The sequence below is a fragment of the Martinezella calliandrae genome (assembly GCF_030272695.1).
GTDB classification, from domain to species: Bacteria; Pseudomonadota; Alphaproteobacteria; order Rhizobiales; family Rhizobiaceae; genus Rhizobium; species Rhizobium calliandrae.
Genome location: NZ_JARFYN010000013.1, coordinates 28,837 through 53,514, shown reverse-complemented (window position 1 = coordinate 53,514; position 24,678 = coordinate 28,837). Strand labels below are relative to the sequence as shown.

General features: G+C 60.9%; 17 protein-coding genes. 9 read left to right on the top strand and 8 right to left on the bottom strand.

Features of this window, described 5'->3' with window-relative positions; all coding sequences use genetic code 11:
• The first annotated feature begins 29 nt into the window (after positions 1 to 29).
• The 4 genes from PY650_RS12325 to PY650_RS12310 all read left to right on the top strand — a co-directional run bounded on the left by PY650_RS12325 (position 30) and on the right by PY650_RS12310 (position 3,805).
• On the top strand, positions 30 to 872 hold the full coding sequence (locus PY650_RS12325) for a fumarylacetoacetate hydrolase family protein (RefSeq protein ID WP_285879550.1): 843 nt from the start codon (positions 30 to 32) through the stop codon (positions 870 to 872).
• A 209-nt stretch (positions 873 to 1,081) separates the two neighbouring features.
• Positions 1,082 to 2,356 (top strand): polyhydroxyalkanoate depolymerase, encoded by a 1,275-nt coding sequence (gene phaZ / locus PY650_RS12320; RefSeq protein WP_285879549.1) that lies wholly within the window; start codon positions 1,082 to 1,084, stop codon positions 2,354 to 2,356.
• A gap of 158 nt (positions 2,357 to 2,514) precedes the next feature.
• Positions 2,515 to 2,955: a DUF2852 domain-containing protein gene (locus PY650_RS12315; protein WP_285879547.1), complete on the top strand. Its 441-nt coding sequence runs from the start codon at positions 2,515 to 2,517 to the stop codon at positions 2,953 to 2,955.
• A gap of 88 nt (positions 2,956 to 3,043) precedes the next feature.
• A complete protein-coding gene (locus PY650_RS12310; RefSeq protein ID WP_285879546.1) occupies positions 3,044 to 3,805 on the top strand; it encodes a M48 family metallopeptidase in 762 nt (253 codons plus the stop codon).
• An 18-nt stretch (positions 3,806 to 3,823) separates the two neighbouring features.
• Here PY650_RS12310 and PY650_RS12305 read toward each other — a convergent pair whose 3' ends face one another.
• Positions 3,824 to 5,491, bottom strand: a complete 1,668-nt coding sequence (locus PY650_RS12305) for a Na/Pi cotransporter family protein (RefSeq protein WP_285879545.1) — start codon at positions 5,489 to 5,491, stop codon at positions 3,824 to 3,826.
• A gap of 202 nt (positions 5,492 to 5,693) precedes the next feature.
• Here PY650_RS12305 and PY650_RS12300 point away from each other — a divergent pair, with 202 nt between their 5' ends.
• The 5 genes from PY650_RS12300 (at position 5,694) to PY650_RS12280 (ending at position 10,832) form a co-directional block, all read left to right on the top strand.
• Entirely contained in the window at positions 5,694 to 6,368 is a 675-nt protein-coding gene (locus PY650_RS12300; RefSeq protein WP_285879544.1) for a phosphoribosylanthranilate isomerase, read from the top strand.
• On the top strand, positions 6,365 to 7,579 hold the full coding sequence (trpB, locus tag PY650_RS12295; protein WP_285879543.1) for a tryptophan synthase subunit beta: 1,215 nt from the start codon (positions 6,365 to 6,367) through the stop codon (positions 7,577 to 7,579). Before PY650_RS12300 ends, trpB begins: the two co-directional genes overlap by 4 nt.
• 10 nt (positions 7,580 to 7,589) lie before the next feature.
• Positions 7,590 to 8,429, top strand: coding sequence for a tryptophan synthase subunit alpha (trpA, locus tag PY650_RS12290; RefSeq protein ID WP_285879541.1), 840 nt, complete (start codon positions 7,590 to 7,592; stop codon positions 8,427 to 8,429).
• Positions 8,430 to 8,539: 110 nt separating this feature from the next.
• Entirely contained in the window at positions 8,540 to 9,451 is a 912-nt protein-coding gene (accD, locus tag PY650_RS12285) for an acetyl-CoA carboxylase, carboxyltransferase subunit beta (protein ID WP_285879540.1), read from the top strand.
• 28 nt (positions 9,452 to 9,479) lie between these two features.
• Complete coding sequence (locus PY650_RS12280; protein WP_285879539.1) at positions 9,480 to 10,832, top strand: bifunctional folylpolyglutamate synthase/dihydrofolate synthase; 1,353 nt, start codon at positions 9,480 to 9,482, stop codon at positions 10,830 to 10,832.
• A gap of 66 nt (positions 10,833 to 10,898) precedes the next feature.
• On the opposite strand, the gene trxA is transcribed toward PY650_RS12280, so the two are convergent.
• From trxA to ahcY, 7 genes are all read right to left on the bottom strand, one after another.
• Positions 10,899 to 11,219, bottom strand: coding sequence for a thioredoxin (gene trxA / locus PY650_RS12275; RefSeq protein WP_285868818.1), 321 nt, complete (start codon positions 11,217 to 11,219; stop codon positions 10,899 to 10,901).
• 74 nt (positions 11,220 to 11,293) lie between these two features.
• Entirely contained in the window at positions 11,294 to 14,860 is a 3,567-nt protein-coding gene (addA, locus tag PY650_RS12270; RefSeq protein ID WP_285879538.1) for a double-strand break repair helicase AddA, read from the bottom strand.
• Positions 14,853 to 18,044, bottom strand: a complete 3,192-nt coding sequence (gene addB / locus PY650_RS12265; protein ID WP_285879537.1) for a double-strand break repair protein AddB — start codon at positions 18,042 to 18,044, stop codon at positions 14,853 to 14,855. The genes addA and addB overlap by 8 nt, the downstream gene beginning before the upstream one ends.
• A gap of 4 nt (positions 18,045 to 18,048) precedes the next feature.
• Complete coding sequence (locus PY650_RS12260; RefSeq protein WP_285879536.1) at positions 18,049 to 18,780, bottom strand: nucleotidyltransferase family protein; 732 nt, start codon at positions 18,778 to 18,780, stop codon at positions 18,049 to 18,051.
• 75 nt (positions 18,781 to 18,855) lie between these two features.
• On the bottom strand, positions 18,856 to 20,367 hold the full coding sequence (gene tsaE / locus PY650_RS12255) for a tRNA (adenosine(37)-N6)-threonylcarbamoyltransferase complex ATPase subunit type 1 TsaE (protein WP_285879535.1): 1,512 nt from the start codon (positions 20,365 to 20,367) through the stop codon (positions 18,856 to 18,858).
• Complete coding sequence (locus PY650_RS12250) at positions 20,364 to 22,949, bottom strand: PAS domain-containing sensor histidine kinase (protein WP_285879534.1); 2,586 nt, start codon at positions 22,947 to 22,949, stop codon at positions 20,364 to 20,366. Before PY650_RS12250 ends, tsaE begins: the two co-directional genes overlap by 4 nt.
• A gap of 204 nt (positions 22,950 to 23,153) precedes the next feature.
• Positions 23,154 to 24,554 (bottom strand): adenosylhomocysteinase, encoded by a 1,401-nt coding sequence (ahcY, locus tag PY650_RS12245; RefSeq protein WP_285879533.1) that lies wholly within the window; start codon positions 24,552 to 24,554, stop codon positions 23,154 to 23,156.
• Between the last annotated feature and the right edge of the window lie 124 nt (positions 24,555 to 24,678).

The window sequence follows — 24,678 nt, the reverse complement described above, 5'->3', positions numbered from 1 at the left end:
GTTTTTGCAGATCCAAGGAAGGAAGACCTATGAAATTGTTGCGTGTTGGCGATGCCGGCAAGGAAAAGCCGGCGCTTCTGGATAGCGACGGCAAGATCCGCGATCTCTCCGCTCATATCGCCGATATCGGCGGTGAGGCGATCTCGCCCGCCGGCCTGGCGAAGATCGCCGCGCTTGATCCGAAGAGCCTGCCGGAACTCGCCGAGGGTCGTATCGGCGCTTGCGTCGCAGGCACCGGCAAGTTCATCTGCATCGGTCTAAACTTCTCCGATCACGCCGCCGAAACTGGCGCCACGGTGCCGCCGGAGCCGATCATCTTCATGAAGGCCACCTCGGCCATCGTCGGTCCGAACGACAATGTGCTGATCCCGCGCGGCTCGGAAAAGACCGATTGGGAAGTCGAGCTCGGCGTGGTGATCGGCAAGACTGCAAAATATGTTAGCCAAGCCGATGCGCTGGATTACGTGGCGGGCTATTGCGTCTCGCATGATGTCTCCGAACGCGCTTTCCAGACCGAGCGTTCCGGACAGTGGACCAAGGGCAAGTCCTGCGACACCTTCGGGCCGATCGGCCCCTGGCTCGTCACCAAGGACGAAGTCGCCGATCCGCAGAACCTCGGCATGTGGCTGAAGGTCAACGGCAAGATGATGCAGAACGGCTCGACCAAGACCATGGTCTACGGCGTTGCTTACCTTGTCGCCTATCTCAGCCAGTTCATGTCGCTGCATCCAGGCGATGTCATCTCCACCGGCACGCCTCCAGGCGTTGGCATGGGCATGAAGCCGCCGCAGTATCTGAAGGCGGGCGACGTCGTCGAACTCGGCATGGAAGGCCTCGGCACGCAGCGCCAAACCTTCCTCGCCGACGTTTGATGAACGTGCACGGTCAGGAACTTTAACGTTTTGAGACCATTCTTGATGTCGGAGGAGCGATTCTCCGACATTTTTACATGGCAAGAGTCCGAAAGACTTATGTTGCCCTGCAACAAAAACTGTTAGTCTCGATAGTAAGAGCTTAAAGGATGAGGCGGCGCATGTGGGGAGCGTTCTTCGTCTGATCACCTCGAAAGGTAATGCTTCCAATGTTTTATCAGCTCTATGAACTCAATCATGCTGCCCTCGCACCCTTCCGCGCTGCTGCCGACATGATGCGCCTGGCCTATGCCAATCCACTCAATCCCCTGTCCCATACGATTTTTGGCCGCACGGTGACGGCAAGTCTCGAAGTTTTCGAGCGCACCACCCGACGCTACGGCAAACCGGAATTCGGGCTTCACGAAACCTCGATCGACGGCAAGCCGGTTTCGGTCCATGAAAAGATCGTCTGGAAGAAGCCTTTCTGCAAGCTGATCCATTTCGAGCGCAGCCTGCCTGCCGGCCATGGCAGTGATCCGCGTATCCTGATCGTTGCACCGATGTCGGGCCATTATGCAACGCTGCTTCGCGGCACCGTGGACGCTCTCTTGCCGAGCGCCGATATCTATATCACCGATTGGATCGACGCCCGCATGGTGCCGATGACCGAAGGCACTTTCGATCTGGAAGATTACATCGATTACGTCATCGAGATGCTACATCTTCTTGGGCCGGATACCCATGTCATCGCCGTCTGTCAGCCCTCCGTGCCGGTTCTGGCCGCAACCGCGGTAATGGAAGCGGCCGGCGATCCGCTGGCGCCCTCGTCGATGACGCTGATGGGCGGCCCGATCGATACGCGCATCAATCCGACGGCGGTCAACCAGCTCGCCAAGAATAGGCCGCTGGAATGGTTCTCCGACAATGTCATCATGGGCGTGCCTTGGCCGCAGCCAGGCTTCATGCGTCCGGTCTATCCGGGCTTCCTGCAGCTCTCCGGCTTTATGTCCATGAATCTCGACCGGCACATGATCGCGCACAAGGACTTCTTCATGCACCTCGTTAAGAACGACGGCGAGCCCGAGAAGCACCGCGATTTCTACGACGAATATCTGGCGGTTATGGATCTGACGGCGGAGTTCTATCTCCAGACCGTCGATCAGGTGTTCATTAAACATGCGCTGCCGAAGGGCGAGCTGACGCATCGTGGCCAACGGGTCGATCCCGCAGCGATCCGCAATGTCGCGCTGCTGACGGTCGAAGGCGAAAACGACGACATTTCAGGGGTCGGCCAGACCGAGGCGGCGCAGACCATCTGCACCAACATTCCCGATGATATGCGGATGCATTATCTGCAGCCCGATGTCGGCCACTACGGTGTCTTCAATGGCTCGCGTTTTCGCCGTGAAATCGCGCCGCGCATCGTCGCTTTCACCCGCGAACATGCCCGTGCCGGCAGGCCGGTCGTCAAGCGCGTGATCAAAGGCGGCAAATCCGCCTGAAATTGCAAAGAATTAGCTTTTGTTGAATTATTGGGCCGGATTCAAGGGCTTGTCCGATTTTACGGGCAAATGGCATTGAAGGCTCACGAAGAGGTTACCATCTCGATTCCAGCGGTTCGGCATGTGGCCGGGCCGCCTTATTGCGAGGATACCTCACGATGAACCACCAGTCAGCATTGCTTCGCCCGGATTGGACTCCGGCTACCATTGCCCTGATGATCCTTGGCTTCGTGGTCTTCTGGCCTCTGGGTCTCGCCATGCTTGCCTATATTCTCTTCGGCGAACGCCTGAGAGAATTCAAAAGGGATGTGAACCAGAGGGCCGACGGATTGTTTGGCGGCTGCGGCCGCCACCGAGGTCGTTATCGCCAGCATTTTTCCACCGGCAACGTCGCCTTCGACGATTGGCGCCGGGCGGAGCTGGAGCGCCTCGAGGAGGAGCGCCGCAAACTTGATGAAATGCGCGCCGAGTTCGACACTTATGTTCGCGAACTCCGCCGCGCCAAGGATCAGGAAGAGTTCGACCGTTTCATGCGCGACCGTAACAACGTCAAGCGCAGTGATGACAACGGCCCGGCTTCCGAGCCCCAGACGCCGTAACGCAGGCCGCTTCCCATTCAAACCGGCATCCGGCGATGCCGGTTTTTCTTTGTCAGATATTCGCACGAATCGTATAAAGCTGCTTTTCATGTTTCCGCTTCTGTCCAGAGCCCGCCGACCTGCTGCCAAGCCGCCCGCGCCGGAAACGCGCACATTGGAGGTGGCAGGCAGGTTGATGCCCCTGACGATTAGGCAGCACGAGCGGGCGACACGAATCACGCTCAGGATCGAGCCCGGTGGAAGGGCGCTGAAGATGACCATTCCGCGTGGCCTGGCGGCCCGAGAGGTCAATGCCTTTCTCGATCGCCATCAGGGCTGGTTGCTGACCAAGCTTGCGAAATTCTCCACCGGAGGCAGCCTTCAGAGCGGCGGCGAAATCCTTTTGCGCGGTGTCCGCCATCGGATCGAACACACCGGCAGCTTGCGCGGCCTGACCGAGGCGGTGACTGTTGACGGCCTGCCAGTTCTGTGCGTCAGCGGCTTGCCGGAACACGCCGGCCGGCGCATTGCGACCTTTCTCAAGAAGGAGGCGCGTGCCGATCTGGAAAAGCTGGTAGCGGTGCACGCAAAGGCGATACGGGCGACGGTATCCTCCATCAGCATGAAGGATACGCGCAGCCGCTGGGGTTCCTGCTCCTCCGTAGGAAACCTGAGCTTCTCCTGGCGCATCGTCATGGCGCCGCCGCTGGTGATCGACTATCTGGCCGCTCACGAGGTCGCGCACTTGCGCGAAATGAACCATGGCCCACGCTTCTGGTCGCTCTGCCGCAAGCTCTGCCCTGAAATGGATGAGGCTAAGGCCTGGCTGAAGCGCCATGGCAGCCAGTTGCACGCGATCGACTTCGATTGAGCGCCGCGCGTTCCCCACCTATTCCACAGGTCCTGGTTGTTCTCCGCGTCCCAGAAGATGCGCCGCAGACCGCCAGGCATGGTGTGCGATCCGGTCGAGCCGCCTGACGGCATCGATCCGCGCGAAGGCATCCGCAGCAACCAGCTTTCGCGGTGCGACGGAGGCCAACGTTGTGGCGCGATGGTCCCGTTTCAAGTCGCTGAGTTCTCTTGCCGCGCCCTCCGCGTCACAAAGCGTCGCGACGATCTCGGAAGAAACGTTCCAGCCAATGGGCGCGGCCTGCGCACTAAGGGCCGATTCGGCGGCAATCGAGCGACCAACCGCCTGCGCGGCGCGCATAGCCCCTGCGCAAAGCTCGGCAGCACGACGGTCAAGGGGTGCTTCGGTCGGCAGACGGGGGAACTCACCCTCGGCCAAAACTTCCACGAGGCGCGAGGCGTGATCAAGTGCATGCAGCATGCTCGTCATGCGCAGCCGCTCAGCTTCCGTCTCAGGCGGCTCCTTCAATTCGGAAAGGAAATCCCGCACCTCGCCGAGTGTGACGGCCGCCGCAGCGCCCTGAGCCGCGGGGTCGGCTCTACCACTCGAAAGTGCCGCGGATATCGAGGCAGCGATTTTTTCGAGGATATCCGCCAAGATACGCCGCACTGTCTCGACAGCGATTACCGGGCTGGCGAGCGCGCTTGGATCGAGCGCGCGCTGCAGCCCCGTCTGCTTCGAGGGCAGCAGGCGCTCGACGACGCTGGTGAACCACTGGGTTGCCGGAAGGAGCACCGCGACGCCGACGACGTTGTAGGCCGTATGATAGGCGGCAAGCAGCGTCATTCCGTCGACCGACGCAGAGAAACCGTTCATCAGCGCGGCGGTGAACGGAAAGGCGATGATCGCGATTAGCGCCGCTATAATCTTGAACAGGATATAGGCAAGAGCCAGGCGCTTGGCGGTAGTGCTGGCACCTATGGCCGCCAATGCTGAACTCGTCGCCGTGCCGATATTCTGACCGATGATAAGCGCTGCGCCTTGCTCCAAACCCACCGCCCCGGCATAGAAGGCCGAAATGGTGACGGCGATCGCGGCTGTCGAGGACTGCATAACCGCGGTCATCGCCAAACCAATGACGATGAGTGCCATGAGGCCAACGAAGCCGGCCACCCAGCCAACGCCCGGCGCCCCAAGCACTGCAGGTAGGTCAGACGGATGCAGGCTCTCCGCAAGACCACCCATGCCCTGCTGCAGCGTCGTTAGCCCGTAAAGCACCAGCGCGAAGCCCGCAAGAGCGCTGCCGGCCGCCGCGATCCGCCCGCCGCCCAGCAGCTTGGCCAGTGCGCCGATAAAGATCATTGGCAGTGCATAGGTCGAAAGCGAGACGCGCACGCCGATCAGCGCCACCAGCCAGCCCGTTCCCGTCGTACCGACATTGGCGCCGAAGACGAGCCCAAGGCCCTGCGGAAAGGTTAAAAGCCCTGCATTGACGAGGCCGATCGTCGTCATCGTCACCGCGCTCGACGATTGCACGAGCAGCGTGACGATCGCGCCCCAGAAAGCGCCCGAGAGCGGCGTCGCCGCCGCAGTGCCCAGCGCGATGCGCAAAGCTGATCCCGCCATGGTCTTTAGGCCGTCGGTCATGACGGCCATGCCGAGCAGAAAGAGCCCAACCCCGCCGAGGATGGCGACTGCTGTCGACATTCACGTTCGTCCCGCTACGCTTCTGTTTTAATCTCGCTAAAGTAGTCATAGCATCAACCCCCGGGCACCGATAGTCTCCCGCCGCATCGGCGCTCCGGCCTCCCAAAAGGCCCACCCGATAACCTTCGCTTTAACAGCGTAAAATTCCCCGTTTGTCGCGTTTAGGCTCGACTCTTTTGAATTTTCGTGTCACTCCGCTGCCATGAACCCCGATATCAAAATTTGTGGTCTGAAGACGCCGGAAGCGGTGGATCGCGCTCTTGAGCGCGGCGCTACCCATATCGGCTTTATCTTCTTCGAAAAGAGCCCGCGCTATATCGAGCCCGATCTCGCCGGCCAGCTGGCGCAACGCGCGCGCGGCAAGGCAAAGATCGTCGCCGTGACGGTCAATCCCACCAATGACGATCTCGACGAGATCATGTCACTGGTAAAGCCGGATATGCTGCAGCTCCACGGCAACGAGAGCCCGGAGCGTGTACTGACCATCAAAGCGGTCTATAATGTCGCGGTTATGAAGGCGATGTCGGTGCGCACCGCCGACGATCTGAAGCGGGTGGAATCCTATATCGGCATTGCCGACCGCTTCCTGTTCGATGCTAAGCCGCCCGCTGGTTCGGAGCTGCCGGGGGGAAACGGCGTGCCTTTCGATTGGAGCCTGATGACCTGGCTCGACGATCGGGTCGACTACATGCTGTCGGGCGGCGTAAACAAGGACAATGTCGCTCAGGCGATGGCATCAACCAAGGCTACGGGCATTGATCTTTCCTCCGCTCTCGAAAGCGCGCCGGGCGTGAAGGATCTGAACAAGATCGACCAGTTTTTTGACGCTTTTGCAGAAGCATGCGTGCCGCAACCGGCAACAGGGAGTAGAGAGTGAACCAGACGCCAAAACTGAATTCCTTCCGCGCCGGCCCCGATGAGGACGGTCGTTTCGGCATCTACGGCGGCCGTTTCGTAGCCGAAACGCTGATGCCGCTGATTCTGGATCTGCAGGAGGAATGGAACAAGGCGAAAAGTGATCCGACCTTCCAGGCGGAGTTGAAATCGCTCGGCACCCACTATATCGGCCGGCCGAGCCCGCTTTATTTTGCCGAGCGCCTGACGGCCGAGCTTGGTGGCGCTAAGATATATTTCAAGCGCGAGGAGCTGAACCACACAGGTTCGCACAAGATCAACAATTGCATCGGCCAGATCCTGCTGGCCAAGCGCATGGGCAAAACCCGCATCATCGCCGAGACCGGCGCCGGCCAACATGGCGTCGCTTCCGCGACGGTTGCTGCCCGCTTCGGACTGCCTTGCGTCGTCTACATGGGCGCGACCGACGTCGAGCGCCAGGCACCGAATGTCTTCCGCATGAAGCTCCTCGGCGCTGAGGTCATTCCGGTGACGGCTGGTAGCGGCACGCTGAAAGACGCAATGAATGAAGCGCTTCGCGATTGGGTAACAAATGTCGAAAACACCTATTACCTGATCGGCACTGCCGCCGGTCCGCATCCCTATCCGGAAATGGTCCGCGACTTCCAATCGGTAATCGGCACGGAAGCCAGAGCGCAGATTCTGGAGGCCGAAGGCCGCTTGCCGGATCTCGTCATCGCTGCCGTCGGCGGCGGTTCGAACGCGATCGGCATTTTCCATCCCTTCCTTGACGACGACGGCGTGAAGATCGTCGGCGTCGAAGCCGGAGGCAAGGGCCTGCAGGGCGACGAGCATTGCGCCTCGATCACCGCGGGGGCGCCAGGCGTGCTGCATGGCAACCGCACTTACCTGCTGCAGGACGGCGACGGACAGATCAAGGAAGGCCACTCAATTTCGGCCGGCCTTGACTATCCCGGCATCGGCCCGGAACATTCCTGGCTGAACGATATCGGCCGCGCGGAATATGTGCCGATCATGGATCATGAGGCGCTGGAAGCATTCCAGACGCTGACGCGCCTCGAAGGCATCATCCCGGCGCTGGAGCCGAGCCATGCGCTCGCCGAAGTCATCAAGCGCGCCCCGAAGATGGGCAAGGACGAGATTATCCTGATGAATCTCTCTGGTCGCGGCGACAAGGACATCTTCACCGTCGGCAAGATTCTGGGAATGTGAGTTAGATACTATGACCGCACGTATGGAAAAACGCTTCGCCGCTCTGAAGGCAGAAGGCCGCCCGGCGCTCGTCACCTATTTCATGGGCGGCGATCCCGACTACGAGACCTCGCTTGGCATCATGAAGGCACTTCCGGTAGCCGGCGCAGATGTCATCGAGCTGGGCATGCCCTTCTCCGATCCGATGGCCGACGGCCCGGCGATCCAGCTCGCCGGCCAGCGCGCCCTCAAGGCCGGCCAGACGCTCAAAAAGACGCTGCAGCTCGCGACCGATTTCCGCAGGACGGATGCCGATACGCCAATCGTGATGATGGGTTACTACAATCCGATCTACATCTATGGCGTTGAAAAATTCCTCGATGACGCGCTTGCGGCCGGCATTGATGGCCTGATCGTTGTCGACCTGCCGCCGGAAATGGATGACGAGCTCTGCGTCCCGGCGATCCGCAAGGGCATCAACTTCATCCGCCTGGCGACGCCGACTACCGACGACAAGCGCCTACCGACCGTGCTCAACAACACGTCCGGCTTCGTCTATTATGTCTCGATGAACGGCATCACCGGTTCGGCCCTGCCGAACCCGTCGCTCGTCTCCGGCGCCGTCAAGCGCATCAAGCAGCACACCGATCTTCCGGTTTGCGTCGGCTTCGGCGTCAAGACGGCCGAACATGCCAAATTGATCGGCGCTTCCGCCGATGGCGTCGTTGTCGGTACGGCGATCGTCAACCAGATCGCCACCAGCCTGACCAAGGACGGCAAGGCGAGCGCCGACACCATCCAGGCGGTCGCGACGCTGGTGCGCGGCCTGTCGACGGGAACGCGTTCGGCACGCCTTGTTGCCGCCGAATAGTTTTCCCACATAAGCAGAGGTCTTCAATCGGAGTCGGTTGAAGAAATGGCCTCTGCGCATTAGGTGTCGACTACGATATCGGTTAATTCAGTCGATCAGGAGTTTTCGAATTGAACTGGATCACGAATTACGTTCGCCCGCGGATCAATTCCATGCTGGGCCGTCGCGAAGTGCCGGAAAATCTCTGGATCAAGTGCCCGGAGACTGGTGAAATGGTCTTCCACAAGGATTTGGAAGACAATAAATGGGTCATTCCCGCCTCCGGCTTCCACATGAAGATGCCGGCCAAGGCCCGCCTTGTCGATCTCTTCGACAATGGTGAATACGAAGCGCTGCCTCAGCCCAAGGTCGCGCAGGACCCACTGAAGTTCCGGGATTCGAAGAAATATACCGACCGCTTGAAGGACAGCCGCGTCAAGACGGAGCAGGAAGACACGATTCTCGCCGGCGTCGGCAAAGTTCAAGGCCTGAAGCTCGTCGCAGTCGTGCATGAATTCAATTTCATGGGCGGCTCACTCGGCATTGCCGCCGGCGAAGCGATCGTGAAGGCGTTCGAACGCGCCATTGCTGAAAAGTGCCCGCTGGTTATGTTCCCAGCATCTGGCGGCGCGCGCATGCAGGAAGGCATTCTCTCCCTGATGCAGCTGCCTCGCACGACGGTTGCCGTCGACATGCTGAAAGAAGCCGGCCAGCCCTATATCGTGGTGTTGACCAACCCGACGACGGGCGGCGTCACTGCCTCCTACGCCATGCTCGGCGATATTCATCTTGCGGAGCCGGGTGCGGAAATCTGCTTTGCCGGCAAGCGCGTCATCGAACAGACGATCCGCGAGAAGCTGCCGGAAGGCTTCCAGACGTCGGAATACCTGCTCGAGCACGGTATGGTCGACATGGTCGTTAAACGCCACGATATCCCCGATACCCTGGCTACGCTTCTGAAGATCCTAACCAAGAAGCCGGCGAATGACGTGCTGGCGAAGGACTTGAATGGAGCGACGCTGCCGATGGTGGCGAACGCCTAATCTAAACAGACGGCCGCGGAGGTGCGGGATGACAGCTATGGATCAATCCGCAGTAAGCGAGGCAGCACGGGAAATCGACAAGCTGATGGGGCTGCATCCCAAAGGTTTCGATCTCTCGCTTGACAGAATCACCCGGCTGCTCGACGTCCTCGGCAATCCGCATAAAAGGTTGCCGCCGGTGATCCATGTCGCCGGCACCAACGGTAAGGGCTCGGTAACAGCCTTCTGCCGCGCGCTTCTGGAAGCCGGCGGGCTGAGTGTGCATGTGCATACTTCGCCGCATCTCGTCAACTGGCATGAGCGCTACCGCATGGGTGTCAAGGGCGGCCGTGGAGAGCTTGTCGACGATGCGGTCTTCGCCGATGTGCTTCGGCGCATCGCCGATGCCAATGGCGGCCAGAAGATCACAGTATTCGAGATCCTGACCGCGGCCACCTTCATCCTGTTTGCCGAGCATCCGGCTGATGCCGCGATCATTGAAGTCGGCCTTGGCGGCCGTTTCGACGCCACCAACGTCATTTCCGATCCGGCCGTCTCGGTGATCATGCCGATCTCGCTCGATCACCAGCCTTATCTCGGCGACCGCGTCGAGCTGATCGCGGCCGAGAAGGCGGGAATCATGAAGGACGGCCGACCGGTCGTCATCGGCCATCAGGAATATGATGCAGCCCTTGACGTGCTGATATCCACCGCCGAGCGGCTGCGCTGCCCGACCGCGGTTTTTGGGCAGGATTTTTCCGCCCATGAGGAATATGGCCGGCTGGTTTATCAGGACGAGTTCGGTCTTGCCGACCTGCCGCCGCCGCGCCTGCCGGGCCGGCATCAATATGCCAATGCCGCTGCCGCCATTCGTGCCGTCAAGGCCGCGGGCTTTGCCGTTACCGAAGCGATGATGGAAAAGGCGATGATCTCGGTCGAATGGCCGGGCCGCCTGCAGCGTCTGACGGACGGCAATTTGTTGCCACATGCGCCCGAAGGCGCGGAAATCTGGGTTGATGGCGGCCACAATCCCGGTGCCGGCGAGGTCATTGCCGAAGCTATGGCCAATTTCGAAGAGCGTCAGCCGCGGCCGCTGTTCCTGGTCACCGGCATGATCAACACCAAGGATCCCGTCGGCTATTTCAAGGCATTCACCGGCTTGGCGGAAAAGGTCTATTGCGTGCCGATCCGTGGCAGCGACTCGATGATCGACCCTGTGGTTCTGGCAAATGCGGCTTACGATGCCGGCTTGGTAGCGGAGCCGATGTCAACGGTCGGCCAGGCACTGGATGCGATCAAGGAAGTGGTTGTGCCCAATTTGCCCGCTCCGCGCATTCTAATTGGCGGCTCGCTCTATCTTGTCGGCGATGTCCTTGCCGATAACGGGACGCCGCCGAAGTAACAAATCTCGCCAATAAAAAAGCCCGGACAAGCCGGGCTTTTTGACAATCAAATTAATCGATACCAACTAGGCAGCGCTGGAGATCCAGTTCTGCAGGGCGGTCTTGGGGGCGGCGCCAACCTTGATGTCGGCAACTTCACCAGCCTTGAACATGGCAAGCGTCGGGATCGAGCGAACGCCGAACTGCGCAGCCAGTTCCGGGTTTTCATCGATATTCAGCTTGGCGACCTTCACCTTACCTTCGAACTGCACAGCGAGCTCTTCCAAAGCCGGGGCGATCATTTTGCACGGACCGCACCATTCGGCCCAAAAATCTACGACGACAGGCTCTGCGGATTCCAAGACTTCGGAAGCGAAGTTGGAAGTATCGACTTTCACGGTAGCCATAGGCTGCTCCTTACCAGGATTTGCGGTTGCTAGATATGTGATGGTGCGGTGCTCTTATTTCAATATTTGGTATTTCACTTTGTTTTGAGCTCTGCAAGCGCCAATGCGAGCGCTTCTTGAGAGAGCCTGCAGATCGAGGCGTTCTCAGTATAGACGAGCACGCAATCGATGCGTTTGTCGGGATAGAGCGGTGAAAGGATCTCGCGATAGATGGCAAGCTGCGCCCGGTGAGCGAAAGGAGTCTCGTCGGTGACGCCTGGCGGCTTGCGATTCGTTTTGTAGTCGAGAATGACGACACGATCGTCGAGTATGGTCAGCCGGTCGATACGACCGGACACCGCATAATTCTGATCGCCGAGGGTCAGCGTGCCCATGATCGAGACTTCCGCCTGGGCGTGGGCGCTGAAAACGCATTGCAGTTCAGGGTGTGACAGCAGCGCCAATACGGAGTTGATCAGCGCTTCGCGTTCGGCCTGCGGCCAGAAACGCGCAGCTCGCTCGGCATAGCGCCGCGCCGCATCGGCGCGATCTGCCGGCGCAATCTCCGGCAGCGTCTGCAACATGCGGTGGATGAAACGGCCCTTTTCCAGAGAGCGATCCGATTTGGTCTTTTCGCTGAATAACGGCGACGCGACGAGCAGATTGTCGGCCTCGTCATCGATAATGGTGCCGGCACCGGAGGGGCTGAGCGGCCGAGGCAGGTTTCGCTGCGGCGGCAGCGGCCGGCTGAGGCCGGCCGGCAGCGCTCGTCGATCCACGGTCACCTGTGCCTGTTCCATGCGTTCGAAACCGCGCTCGACCTGGGTGACACGCCAGCTTAGGCCCTGCCATTCGCCGTCCGGTCCGGCGAAACTGACGGGAGTGCCACGCTCGCCATCCTGCCGTAGCGCCGCAGAAATCATGGCATGCCACGTATCGGCGTTTTCGCGGATGCCGCGATAGCCGCAGATGATCAGCCGGTCGGCGGCACGTGTCATGCCGACATAGAGCAGGCGGCGATATTCCTCTTCCGCCAGGGCTTGCAACCTTGTCGTATCGGCCTGGGTCAGTGAATTCGAAAGCGCCGAGACCGGCACCCAGACCGGCAGCGGGATTTCGCCTCTGTCCGTCTCGATCAGCCGCAACTTCGGCAAATGCGTATGGGTAAAGGCCTTGCCCCCGCCATCGACGAGGAAAACGATCGGCGCTTCAAGGCCCTTGGAAGCATGCACCGTCATGATTCGCACCTCGTTGCGGCCCTTGTCCTGTTCGCGCTTCACCGTCGGCGCCTCCAACTCCAGCGTCGAGATGAAGGATTGCAAGCCCGGCAGACCGGAGGTTTCATGCTCCAGCGTGAAGGTTAGGAATTCATCGAGGATATCGCTGACTTCCGTGCCGAGGCGCGCTAGAAACTTCCGCCGGCCGCCGAAGCTGCCGAGCACCCGAGCGTAGAAGTCATATACGGACTGGCTTTTCGAAAGCGCCAGGAAGGTCTTCAGCCGGTCGACCGCATTGCGGAAGCGCTCATTGCCGTCATCGGCGAATCTCTGCAGATGGCTCCAGACGCTTTCATTGTCGTCGCGATACGCCGCAATTGCAAAAATATCGTCTTCGCCGAGATTGAACAGCGGGCTCTTAAGCAGGGCGCAGAGCGACAGGTCGTCTACCGGTAGCAGCAGGAAGCGGCCAAGCGCCAGCAGGTCCTGAATGGCGATGTGGCTCGTCAACACCAGGCGGTCCGCGCCGGCGACGGGGATGTTGTTGCGTCGCTTCAACGCCCGGGTCAGCGCATTGACGAAGCTATCGCGCTTGCGCACGAGCACGAGGATGTCGCCGGCTTCGATGAAGCGGGCTTTGCCCTTGTCGATGATCGCAGTGCGGCCAATGAGGTTGCCGATCGTCTGCGCCATGCGTCGCGCCAGGATCGCCGCCGGTGCGCTTTCCGGCGTCGAATCGAAAGGCGCAGTCCAGTCTTCCTCCTTCGCCAGCGGCTCCGGCGCGATCATGTCCCAGAGATCGACTGCGCCTGGATGGCCGATACGGCTGGAGCGGTGCACCACGGGCTCGGCGACGGCGCTGAGGCCACGAGCATTTTCCGGCACGGTGAAAACATGATCGACGGCGGCCAGCACATCGGCCGTCGAACGAAAGGAGAGCGGCAGGCGGATCGACGAAAACTGCTGGCCGCCGTTATTCACACGCCGCCGCGTTCGGTCGCTTTCCTCGGAAAAACGCTCGGGTCGTGCACCCTGGAAGGAATAGATCGACTGCTTCTCGTCGCCGACCGCAAAGATCGTCCTGAGGGTTGGGTGAGCGCTTTCGCCGGAGAAAAAATCCTCCGCCAGAGACTGGATGACGCTCCATTGGATAGGGCTGGTATCTTGCGCCTCGTCCACGAGAATATGGTCGATGCCCCGGTCCAGCTTGTAGTGGATCCAGGGCCCGACATCCTTCTTGGTCAGGAGATCGGCGGTACGGGTGATCAGGTCCTCGAAATCGAGCTGACTGCGCCGCTTCTTCAATTCTTCGTAGTCGCGGTTCAATCGATCGGCCAGGACGAGCGCTGCACGGGTGGCGCGATACATCCGCATCAGCTTCAGCCGATCGCGGCATGTGACGACATGCGCACGAGCGGCGGCAACGGCGTAAGGCAGCGCCGGCGCGTCGGCCAGCATCGCCTTGACAAAAAACTGGCTGTCCGATTTCGGCTCGCCCTTGCCGGTCAGCATGACCTTTTCGAGGACCTCTGCGCGAGCGATCGGATCGGCTTCGCGTTTGGCGAGGCGCAGCCCGTAGGCAATATCCTGCGCTTTCGCCCCGCCCTTGAGATCGGCGAGCGTGAGATAAAGCTCCAGCATCGAGCCAGAAAGGTCGGGCAGCGGCCAATACTGCTCGGCGATTCCCGCTTCCGTGTCATCAGGAGCAAGGCCGAGCCGGGCGCGCAGGGCGGTCTCGATGCCTCCGTTCCGTTCGGCTTCCTCCGTAAAGCGGCGGATGGCGTTGCGGTTGGCGACGATCTCGCCAAGCAATGTCTCCAGGCCGGATTCGTCGCCGAGATCGAGCACATAGGCGAACGCTTCGGCAAGCTCTGGGTTCTGATGGAGCGGCGTCGCTGCCAGCAGCGACCGGCGGGCATCGTCCAGCAAAGTCGCTGCAGCACGATCGTCGAGAACGGAGAAATGTCCGGCAACATTCGCTTCTAGCGGAAATTGATGGAGCAGCGCCTCACAGAAGGCGTGGATTGTCTGGATCTTCAATCCGCCCGGCGTCTCCAGCGCCTTGGCGAAGAGGCGGCGTGCTTCGGCAAGTTTGAGGAGGCCTGGTTCCGCGCCTTCGATCTCGGCGATCCGCGCTTTCAGCTCCTCGTCCGGCAATGTCGCCCAGGCAGCGAGCCGGTCGAAGACGCGGTTCGACATCTCCGAAGCGGCGGCCTTGGTGTAGGTCAGGCACAGAATGGCGGACGGTCGTGCACCGGAGAGGAGCAGGCGGATAACGCGCTGCGTCAGTACATGCGTCTTGCCGGAGCCGGCATTGGCCGAGACCCAGGCTGAGCGATCAGGATCAGAAGCAATGGATTGCTGGAGTGTCGTCCAGCCGATCCACGCGCCGGGATCGTCGCTGTTTGGCAGGGCAGCCAGATCGTAGGGGGAAAGATTACTCATCGCCCGCGCCCTCCTGCTCAGTTTCTGCCGTCGACCATTCCGAAACGCGGGCGAGGTGATCGTAGTCGCCGCCATATTCGAATTGCTGGGCGGGGATCAGCCGCGAGGTAAAGCCTTTCTCGCCGGATTGCAGCAGGGCGACGAACTTGACGAACTGGCCCATCGAGTCCTCGGCCAAGTCCATAGCCGACTTTGTTTCCATCTTGCCGCTGCGGCCCGATAACTCGTTGTTGACCTGATCGACCTTGAAGCGGTCACCTGGTCGGAGCCGGACATAAAGCAGGTTCTCCGGGACGAGGGCTTCGACGTCGCGGAAAGCGCCAGCGTTTAGCGCATAGGCTTCCAATGCCAATTGCGGATCGAGCAGCGCGCGCGCCTGCGCTGATGAGGGATTGTAGCCAGTCTTGTAGTCGATGATGTCGGCGGCTCTGTTGCCTTTGAAGTCGATGCGGTCGGCGAAGCCGGTCAGCCGGATACCGATCGGCTCGATCTCGACGCCGGCCGGCACTTCCGTTGCCGTCCTGCGGATCTCCGGCCGCCGTTCGGCTTCCCAGGCGAGGAAAGCGCGTGCGACTTCGCGGAAGCGCGGCCGCCAGACGCTGTCGATATGAACGGGTAATTGTTCGGCGTCGAAAAGCTCCGCGACGATGCGATCCATCGCCTGCGAAGCGTCCGGCGTTCCGGCGATATGGCCCTCACGGACAAAGCGGTCGATAATCTTGTGATAGAGCGTGCCGCGCTCGGCCGGGCCGGGCTCGCGGTTGAATGGAGCGATCGGGTCGAGCCGTAGGACGCGCCGGGCGTAGATCGCGTAGGGGTCGCGCCGCAGGCGACCGACCTCGCTGAAGGAATAGCTTTTTGGCTGCAGCGCGGCAGGCGGTTTCGGCGACGGCCTCAACGCCGGCCCCTGGTTTTCACCCTCGTCGATCATCCCAGCCCAATGACGGTATTGATCGCCGCGCGCCTTCAATTCTCCGGCAAACGTCTCGCCGCCCAGCGCCATAAGCCTCTGAAGCCAACGGGAAGCCACCGTGGGGGTCGAGCCTTGTCGCAGCGCGCGTGAATAGATCAGGTCGCGCGTGCCGTTCGCCATCTCGAAATCGTGGGCAAGCTGACCGATGCGCCGCTCCGGCGGCTCCAGGCCGATCTCGGTCTTCATCATACGGGAGATGAAGGGATTATTGGCGGTCTGCCCCGGCCATGAGCCTTCGTTGAGCCCGCCAAGGACCAGCGTATCGACGCTTTGCAGGCGCGCTTCCAGCGTGCCGAAGATAAACAAGCGCGGGTGGTTGAGCGCGCGGGGTTTGACAGCTTGTCCGGCGGAGAGGGCGGCCATGATGTCGATCCACTGCGGCCCGTCGGCTTCGAGCTGACCATCCGTGTCGATGACCTCCTTCAGAATGCTTGCCAGCGTATCGCCTGCCTCACCGGACCAGAGCCCCACCAGGTTGCCGCGCTCGTCCGCGGCGACGGCCTCCAGGGCGCGGCCTGTCCGCTCAGCCCATTCGGAAAGGGTGGGGAGGCCGTCGGGCGCCTGCCGCGAAAGCGCCGATGCCAACGGCTCGCAAGCCAGGGCGACCTGCCGGGCCAGTGCGCGTGCCCAGTCCACGGCATCCGGAGTGAGAGATTTGCGCCAGTGTGGCGAATGACGGTCCATCGCCTGTTCGGCAAGCTGCCGCCCGAGCAGGGATTCCAGCGTGCAGATATCGACCTCGGCGATGCCACCCCTCAACGCCAGGATTTCCAGCTCATCGACGCCGGTCTGCAACGCATCCTGGGAAAGGCCGAAGCGGGCGAGGGGATGTTTGAGCAGCGAAACGATGGCGACGGCGTCGCCGGGACGAAGCGTCGCTTCGAGTAGCAATTGCAGCAGCGCGCCTTGCGGCGTCGCGGCAAGCGGCGTGCCGGCTGAATCGTCGGCGATGATGCCGAAGCGCGCCAGCTCCGCCGTCACGCGCCGCGCCAGATTGCGGTCGGGCGTGATCAGCGCCGCCTGGCTCTCGCCACCGTTGCGCCCGGGTTTTTCCAGCGCGAGCCGCAAAGCGATGGCGATCGCAGTCGCTTCCTCACGCTCGTTCGCGGCCTCGATCAGGGCAACGTCGTCAAACGCCCGTGCGATGGTGCCCGGCGCGAGCGTTTTTTGCCATGCCCCCCAACTGCTGGTCGCCTTAGCGGGCGCCAGGGCGCGCGACAGGATCTGCGCCCGCATCTGCATGTTCTCGGACGCCTCGGCAACGGCTTCGACGTCGTTGCGGGTGACACGCAACCGCTTCAGCAGCAGTGACAGGCCATATTGGGGATGGCTGCGCGTCGTCGGATCAATCCTTGCGCCGGCGCTCAACTCCGGCACCACCAATTGCCAGTCCTCTTCCGGCATCGTGAGGTCAAGCCCCGGCAGAACGATCACGCCCTGCGGTAGGGAGGTGACGGCCGCAATCAGTTCCGCCGTTGCCGGAACCGAACCGGTGGAGCCGGCGATGATGATCGGGCCGGCGTGCTGCATGGTTGCAAGCCGCTGCGCCTCAGCGCGGAGAATGGCATTACGATTCCGTGCGGGTGAGGACTTGCCGAGTTCCTCCAGCCGCGCCGGCCAGAAGGCGCTAGCGATCTGCAGGAATTCGGCTGTCAGTTGCCACCAGAGCGCATGGTCTTCAGCACTGAGAGTTGCAAGCTCCGCCCAATCGCGATCCTCTGTCTCGATGGAATCAATGAGTTCCGCGAGATTGCGCGCCAACCAGATGGCGTCTGCCGGGCTTGCTGGAGCGACGAGCGGCGAATCCGAATGAATGTCGCGGACGATTTGCGGCAGCTTGTTGCGCCAGGCAAGGATCAGCCGCGCCAGCTCCAGCAGTCGCGCCGTATTGGCAAGCGGCTGCGTCAAATCCGCAGTCGCCGGCAGGTTCTCTTCGAAGTAGCCGCTATCGTCATCGGTCTCGCCGAGCGGGCGGATCACCGGCAGGATCGCGGAGCGGCCGCCGAGTAGATCGACGAATTCCGAGCGCAGCACGCGCGCTGCACGCCGGGTCGGCAGGAATATCGTGACCTTGGCGAGCGACAGCGGATCACCCGGATCGTGGCGATAGTGCTCGGTCAGTCGGCCATCACAGAGGGCGCTGGCAAGGGTCTTAAGGAAAGGCAGGCCCGCTGGGATCGTCAGAATGCGTTGCCGGTGCCCGCCCGTCATTCGGTCACGCAAACGCCCGGAATGTCCGGATCGCTTCCTCCGCCTCGCCGATCGCCTCGGGCGTGCCGACGGTCAGCCAATGACCGTCGAGCATAGTGCCGTAGAGCCGGCCCTTGGTGATCGACTTGTCGTAGTAGATGTTGATGTTGAAAGCCTCGTCCGGCGCGTCCTCGAGAATCGATGGGTTCATGACGATGGCACCGGCGTAGACGACGCCGTTCCCGACCGCATTACTATAACGCGAGAGACGTCCGTCTTCCGCGAGGTTGAAATCGTTCTTGCCGTTATGACCCGTCGTCATGTCCAACGAGACGCAGAGCATGGCGATATCCATGCGCTCGGCATCGAAGAATCCGGCTAAGCGCTGCAGATTGGTCGGCCTGCCCGGTGTCTCGCCGATCCAGAAGAGATCGGAATTCATGACGAAGACTGGATCGCGGCAGAGAAGCTTCAGCCCCTTGGCCAGCCCGCCGCCATTGTTCATCAACGCGTCCCGCTCGTCCGAAATCAGGATGTCCAATCCGCGATACTTCCGAAGATGCCCCTCCATCTGATCGGCGTGGTGATGGACATTGACCACAACCTGCTCGACGCCGGCTTCGGCCAGCGCATCCAGCGCATAATCGATCATCGGCTTGCCGGCGATCTTTACCAGCGGTTTTGGGATGGTGTCGGTGATCGGCCCCATGCGGGTCCCGAGCCCCGCGGCCATTACCATGGCTTGTCTGATAGTCATCTCGTCTCGAATGTGTGATTCGCTCGGCTGTTTTTTTAGCATATTGCGAGAAAACCGTCGCCCGGTCTCGGAGAGCTAAACACCGCCTATCCCAGCCTGTGCACACCATTTGCTCAGTGGAGCGAGCGCCTCATGCTCGAATGCGATGGCGAGATAGGCGAGAGAGCGCGGCATATGTTTCATATAGCCGGGCTTGCCGTCGCGTTGCAGCAGTCGCACCCAGAGGCCGGCGAGCTTGCAATTGCGCTGGGCCGACATGATCGCCCAGCTTCTCAGAAACTTTGCTTCGTCGAAAAAGCCTTGTGCGCGTCGAAGCGATAAATAGTCCGCCATCAATTGATCGTGTAGATCGCGATCGATGGTGACACGCGCATCCTGTACGATCGAGGCAAGGTCATAGGCTGTCGGACCGATCATCGCGTCCTGGAAATCGATCAGGCCAATTCGTTGGATGCCGCTTTCGTTAGCCCGCCAGATGATGTTCGGTGAATGGAAGTCGCGCAGCAGCAAGTTTTTCTCTGCACTATCCAGCTCATCGATCAGGCCATCCCAGATTGCCAGATATTCCGCGCGTTCGGCATCGCTCGCCTGCGCGCCGCGTTTCCAGGGGAGATGCCAGTCGATGAGCAACCGCGCTTCCATCTTCATGGCCGTCCGGTCGAAGTCCGGGATGTGATGGATATGGGTCGGCGTGACCTGGATGTCGCGCGGAATGCGGCAGCTGTGCAGATGCGCCAGGCAGGCGACGCTTGCCTGGTAGCGATCCGCAATCGGCTTGGCTTCTTCGTCGAGTATGCCGTCGGTACCGAGATCCTCGATCAAAAGAAGGCCTTGATCGTAGTTGGCCGCGAAGATTTCCGGCGCTGCAAAACCATTCTCGCGCAGCACATTGGCAATCGCTACGAAAGGATAGGCGTCCAAGGCGAGGTGTGCGACCTTGGGATAGGGCTTGCCGTCCAGCACCGGTGGTCCTTCGGGCAGCCGCGGCCAATCCATCAGAATCACGCGCTTGCCGCCGCCATGCGGATGGATGGATTCGTATGCCCGCAGCGAAGCATCGCCCGTCAGGAAACGCCGCCCAGCGCCTGCATAGCCATGCCCATCGAGGAACGCGCGAATCGCCAGGACGCGCTGGATACGGGCGAATTGACTCGCAGGCGCCGCGACCGTCGCCCGACGACCTTCTGCTTCGTGTTCGAGCTTAAGATCGATGCGCTCTTTCGGCAGTTCGCCTTCAGCCATCTCAGGCCATTCCACTAGGCAGATGCCGGTCCGCAGCGCCTCGTCGAAGCCGAGCTCGTCGAGTTCGCTGGGGTCGCCCAGGCGATAAAGATCAAAATGCGAAACCGGGATACGCAGCTCGTAGGATTGGACTAGCGTGAAGGTCGGGCTCGGTACATCCAGCTCGGCATCGTCAGCCATGGCGCGCAAGAGGGCGCGCGCCAGCGACGACTTTCCGGCGCCGAGATCGCCCGATAGCGCGAGGCAATCGCCGGCCTTGAGCGCGAGCGCCAGATCCTCGCCCAGGCGAGTGGTTGCCGCGTCGTCTGCCAGGAAAAGGGAGATGCTTGTGTTGGCTGCTGTCATTCTGCTGCGACGGAGTGCGGCAATTCGGCGGAAGGAATCCGGCAGGTGACCGTGGTTCCCTTGCCCGGCTGGCTTTCGATCGAGACCTGGCCGTCATGCAGGCTGACGAAGCTTTCGACTATGGAGAGGCCGAGGCCGGCGCCGCTCCGCTTTCCGCCCTTGCCACTGGATGCGAATCGGTTGAACACCGTGCGCATGATCTCCTCGGGGATGCCTGGACCCTTATCGGCAACCGAGAAGACAAAATCAGTGCCTTCGCGCCCGCATCTCAGTTCGATCGTCGAGCCTTCCGGCGCGAAATTCGCGGCGTTGGTCAGAAGCTTGAGCAAGATCTGTTTCAGCCGCTGTTGATCTGCGATAACGGAGCCGAGATGGGCGGGAACGGTGATTTCCAGCGTAACGCCGCTTTCCTGCAGCCGGTCGGCAATCTGCATCGACACTTCATCGAGGAGGTCATCGAGGGCGATCTCGGAATAGTTCAGCCGCATGATGCCGGCATCGACAGTCGCAAGATCCAAAATGTCGTTGACCAGCGTCAGCAGCACCGAGGAAGAGGTGGAGATATGATCGATATACTCTGCCTGCCGGTCATTCAGAGGACCGATGCCTGGCGTCTTCAAAAGATCGGTGAAGCCGATGATATTGGTGAGCGGCGAGCGCAGCTCATAGGAAACATGCTGGACGAAGTCATTCTTCAGCTCGTCGGCCTTCAGAAGCGCCTCGTTCTTTTCGGTGAGCGCCCGCTCGGCGCGCACGCTGTCGGTTTTGTTGACGAAAGTCAGCATGGTCTGAGCATTCGGCAACGGAATGACGGCATAATCAAGGACAAGGTTGGAATAGAGTTCCAGCGTGCCCTGCGACGACGGGCGCTCGTCGTCAAAGCTGGTGATTTGCTCCGCAAACCGCTTCCAGCCGTCCGGTCGGTCATAAGAGGGCGCACATGCCTCGGCCAGCGCCTGAATATGGGTGCCCGGCTTGGCCTGGGCTTCAGTGATGTTCCACAAGATGCGGAAGGCCGGATTGGAGAGGCGAATGCGGCCATCGGGACCGAAGACGGCAACGCCCTCGGAGAGATGGTCGATGGTCTCGCCCTGCACCTTGACCAGCGTGTTGTAGCGCGTTTCGAGATCGACCTGTTCGGTTAGGTTCTCGAACACCCATGTTGCGCCGCCTTGGGGATGGGCGGTGGCGAAAACCCGTAGGATCTGACCGTTTGGCAGGTGCCAGAGGTCGGATTGCGTGTCGAGCGCGCGGTAGACGGACAAAACGCCGTCCTTCCAGGTTTTCCAGTTCAATTGCTCTGGCAGCTTTTTGGCGCTGCGCAGCCGTTCCAACAGCTCGCTATTGTCAGGCTTCTTCTCGAGGAAAGCGATGTCGAGCTCCCAGAGTTGCACAAATGCCTGATTGTAGAATTGCAGCCGACGGTCGCCGTCGAAAATCGCGACCGGTGTCGCCAGATGATCGAGCGTTTCGGCATGGCTCTTCAGCGTGCGCTCCAGCTCGGCACGGACCGCTTCTGCTTCGGAAACGTCGACGGCAATCCCGGCTGAACCATTTGATGATTTGACGTCGACGACATCGAAGAAAGTGCGGTTGCCATGAACAACGGTGGAAATCTTGTCGTGAAATGGCGATTCCGGCGTGGTGGACGCACGGATGCGCTCGCGAGCAACCGTGGTCAGGAATTCGCGGCCTTCGCGGACGGCCTCATCCGGCGATACGGCCTCGACCGCTTCGCCATAGGCCTGGTTGACCCAGGTCAGCTTGCCCTCGACATCACGCCGCCAGACAGGCAGGTCGATGGCGTCGAGCAGGTTCTGGAAAACGGAGATCGAGGTCATCAGCCGATCGCGCTCGATCTTCAGCTCGGCCAGTTCGGCGCGCAGATTGTTGAGCGCGATGAAGCGGACGAAGGCGCGGCCGCCGGAAATGCGGCCCTGTGCTTCCAATATTTCGTCGCGGTTCGTTTCGACCACCATGTCGAAGCTTTGGCCGTTGCCGCGTAGCTTGTCGATCGCCTTTTCCAGATCGCCGGCCGACCAGGATTTCAGCCAGCGACCGAAAGCCAGGAATTCGCTGTCCTGTGGCGCGCCGGTCTCGACAGGGAGCTGGCCAAGCAGCTCCGGTCGAGCGTTCTGACTGTCCCAGATGATGATCCGACGGTTCTTGTCGGCAATCAGTGCCTGATACTGCGAAATGCGCTGGTTGGCGTCCGACAGCGCCGTTCGGATCTCGCGGCTCTCGTTTTCGATATTGCCGCGCTGGCGGATCATCCACACCGTCGACAGGAGCGCGGCTGAGATCACCCCGATGATGACAGAGAAGACGGCCATTTCGGACGAGGTGAAAAGACGGGCCGCCGGCGTGGCAACGCTGCTCTGCGCCAGAACCGGACCCGCAAAGCCAGCAGCAATGCCGCCGAAAACGCTGAGGCGCAGCAGGCGGGCCAATGAGGCCGAAAGACCCACATTCGTCCGACGCGTTCCCCGCGGTAAGAATATATATGCGCTAACCTGCCGTCGCCGCGCGATCGCCGCTCGGGGCATCGCTGGTTCCGGTAGGCTGTCTTTCCCTTCAGACATAAGCGGTCTGTCTCCGTCCTGTAATGTGCCGCATCTCGACAAGACATCCCATTTTCATGGCTCCGGGCAGGCCCGGTTCGTCACGAATCAAGTCTAAAAACAATACTGCCTAAGGGAATCGCCGGGAAGGGAGCCGGCCAAAAAATAAGCCCCAGCATTTGTCAATGCTGGGGCCACAAGATATTGTGGATATTGATGGCAAGGTCAGTATCTGTAGTGGTCAGACTTGAACGGACCCTGCGGAGTGACGCCGATATAGGCAGCCTGTTCTCCGGATAGCTCCGTCAGTTTCACGCCAAGCTTGCTGAGATGCAGGCGAGCAACCTTTTCGTCGAGGTGCTTCGGCAGCACGTAAACCTGGTTCCGGTACTGACCGGGCTTGGTGAAGAGCTCGATTTGCGCCAGCGTCTGGTTGGTAAAGGAAGCCGACATGACGAAGGACGGATGGCCGGTGGCATTGCCGAGATTTAGGAGGCGGCCTTCCGACAGCAGGATGATGCGGTTGCCCTTAGCGAACTCGATCATGTCGACCTGCGGCTTGATGTTCGTCCACTTGAGGTTGCGCAGTGCGGCAACCTGGATCTCGTTGTCGAAGTGGCCGATGTTGCCGACGATTGCCATATCCTTCATCGCGCGCATATGGTCGATACGGATGACGTCCTTGTTGCCGGTGGTCGTGATGAAGATATCGGCGGTGGAGACGACATCTTCGAGCTGAACCACTTCATAGCCATCCATTGCAGCCTGCAGGGCGCAGATCGGATCGACTTCCGTGACCTTGACGCGTGCGCCAGCGCCCGAAAGCGAAGCGGCAGAACCCTTGCCGACGTCGCCGTAGCCGCAGACGACGGCGACCTTGCCGGCCATCATCACGTCGGTTGCGCGGCGGATCCCGTCGACCAGCGATTCCTTGCAGCCGTACTTGTTGTCGAACTTCGACTTGGTGACACTGTCGTTGACGTTGATCGCCGGGAAGGGCAACAGGCCCTTCTGGCTGAGCTGGTACAGGCGGTTGACGCCCGTCGTGGTTTCTTCGGTGACGCCCTTGATCGCTTCGCGCTGCTTGGTGAACCAGCCCGGTGATGCATGAAGGCGCTTCTTGATCTGCGCGAAGAGGATTTCTTCTTCCTCGGAATGCGGATTGGAGAGCACGTCCTCGCCGGCTTCGGCGCGGGCGCCGAGCAGGATATACATGGTGGCGTCGCCGCCATCGTCGAGGATCATGTTGGAGAAGCCGCCATCGGTCCACTGGAAGATCTTGTCGGTGTAGGTCCAGTAGTCTTCGAGGCTTTCGCCCTTAACGGCATAGACCGGAACGCCGGAAGCAGCGATCGCGGCCGCGGCGTGATCCTGGGTTGAGAAGATATTGCACGATGCCCAGCGCACCTGAGCGCCGAGAGCGACCAGCGTCTCGATCAGGACTGCGGTCTGGATCGTCATGTGCAGTGAACCGGTGATGCGGGCGCCCTTCAGCGGCCGTGCTTCGCCGAATTCGGCGCGGCAAGCCATCAGGCCCGGCATTTCGGTTTCGGCGATCGAGATTTCCTTGCGGCCAAAGTCGGCAAGGCCGATATCGGCGACGATGTAGTCCTTTTCAGTGCTCATGAAGGTCTCCAGCCTGAACGATGCGAACGGACCGCAGGCGAACGCCTCGGCCGAATGCAACAAAATTGCACGCTGACAGCGTGTGGAATGATGCCCTGTAGCAGGCTTCAAGCTGGAAATCAAT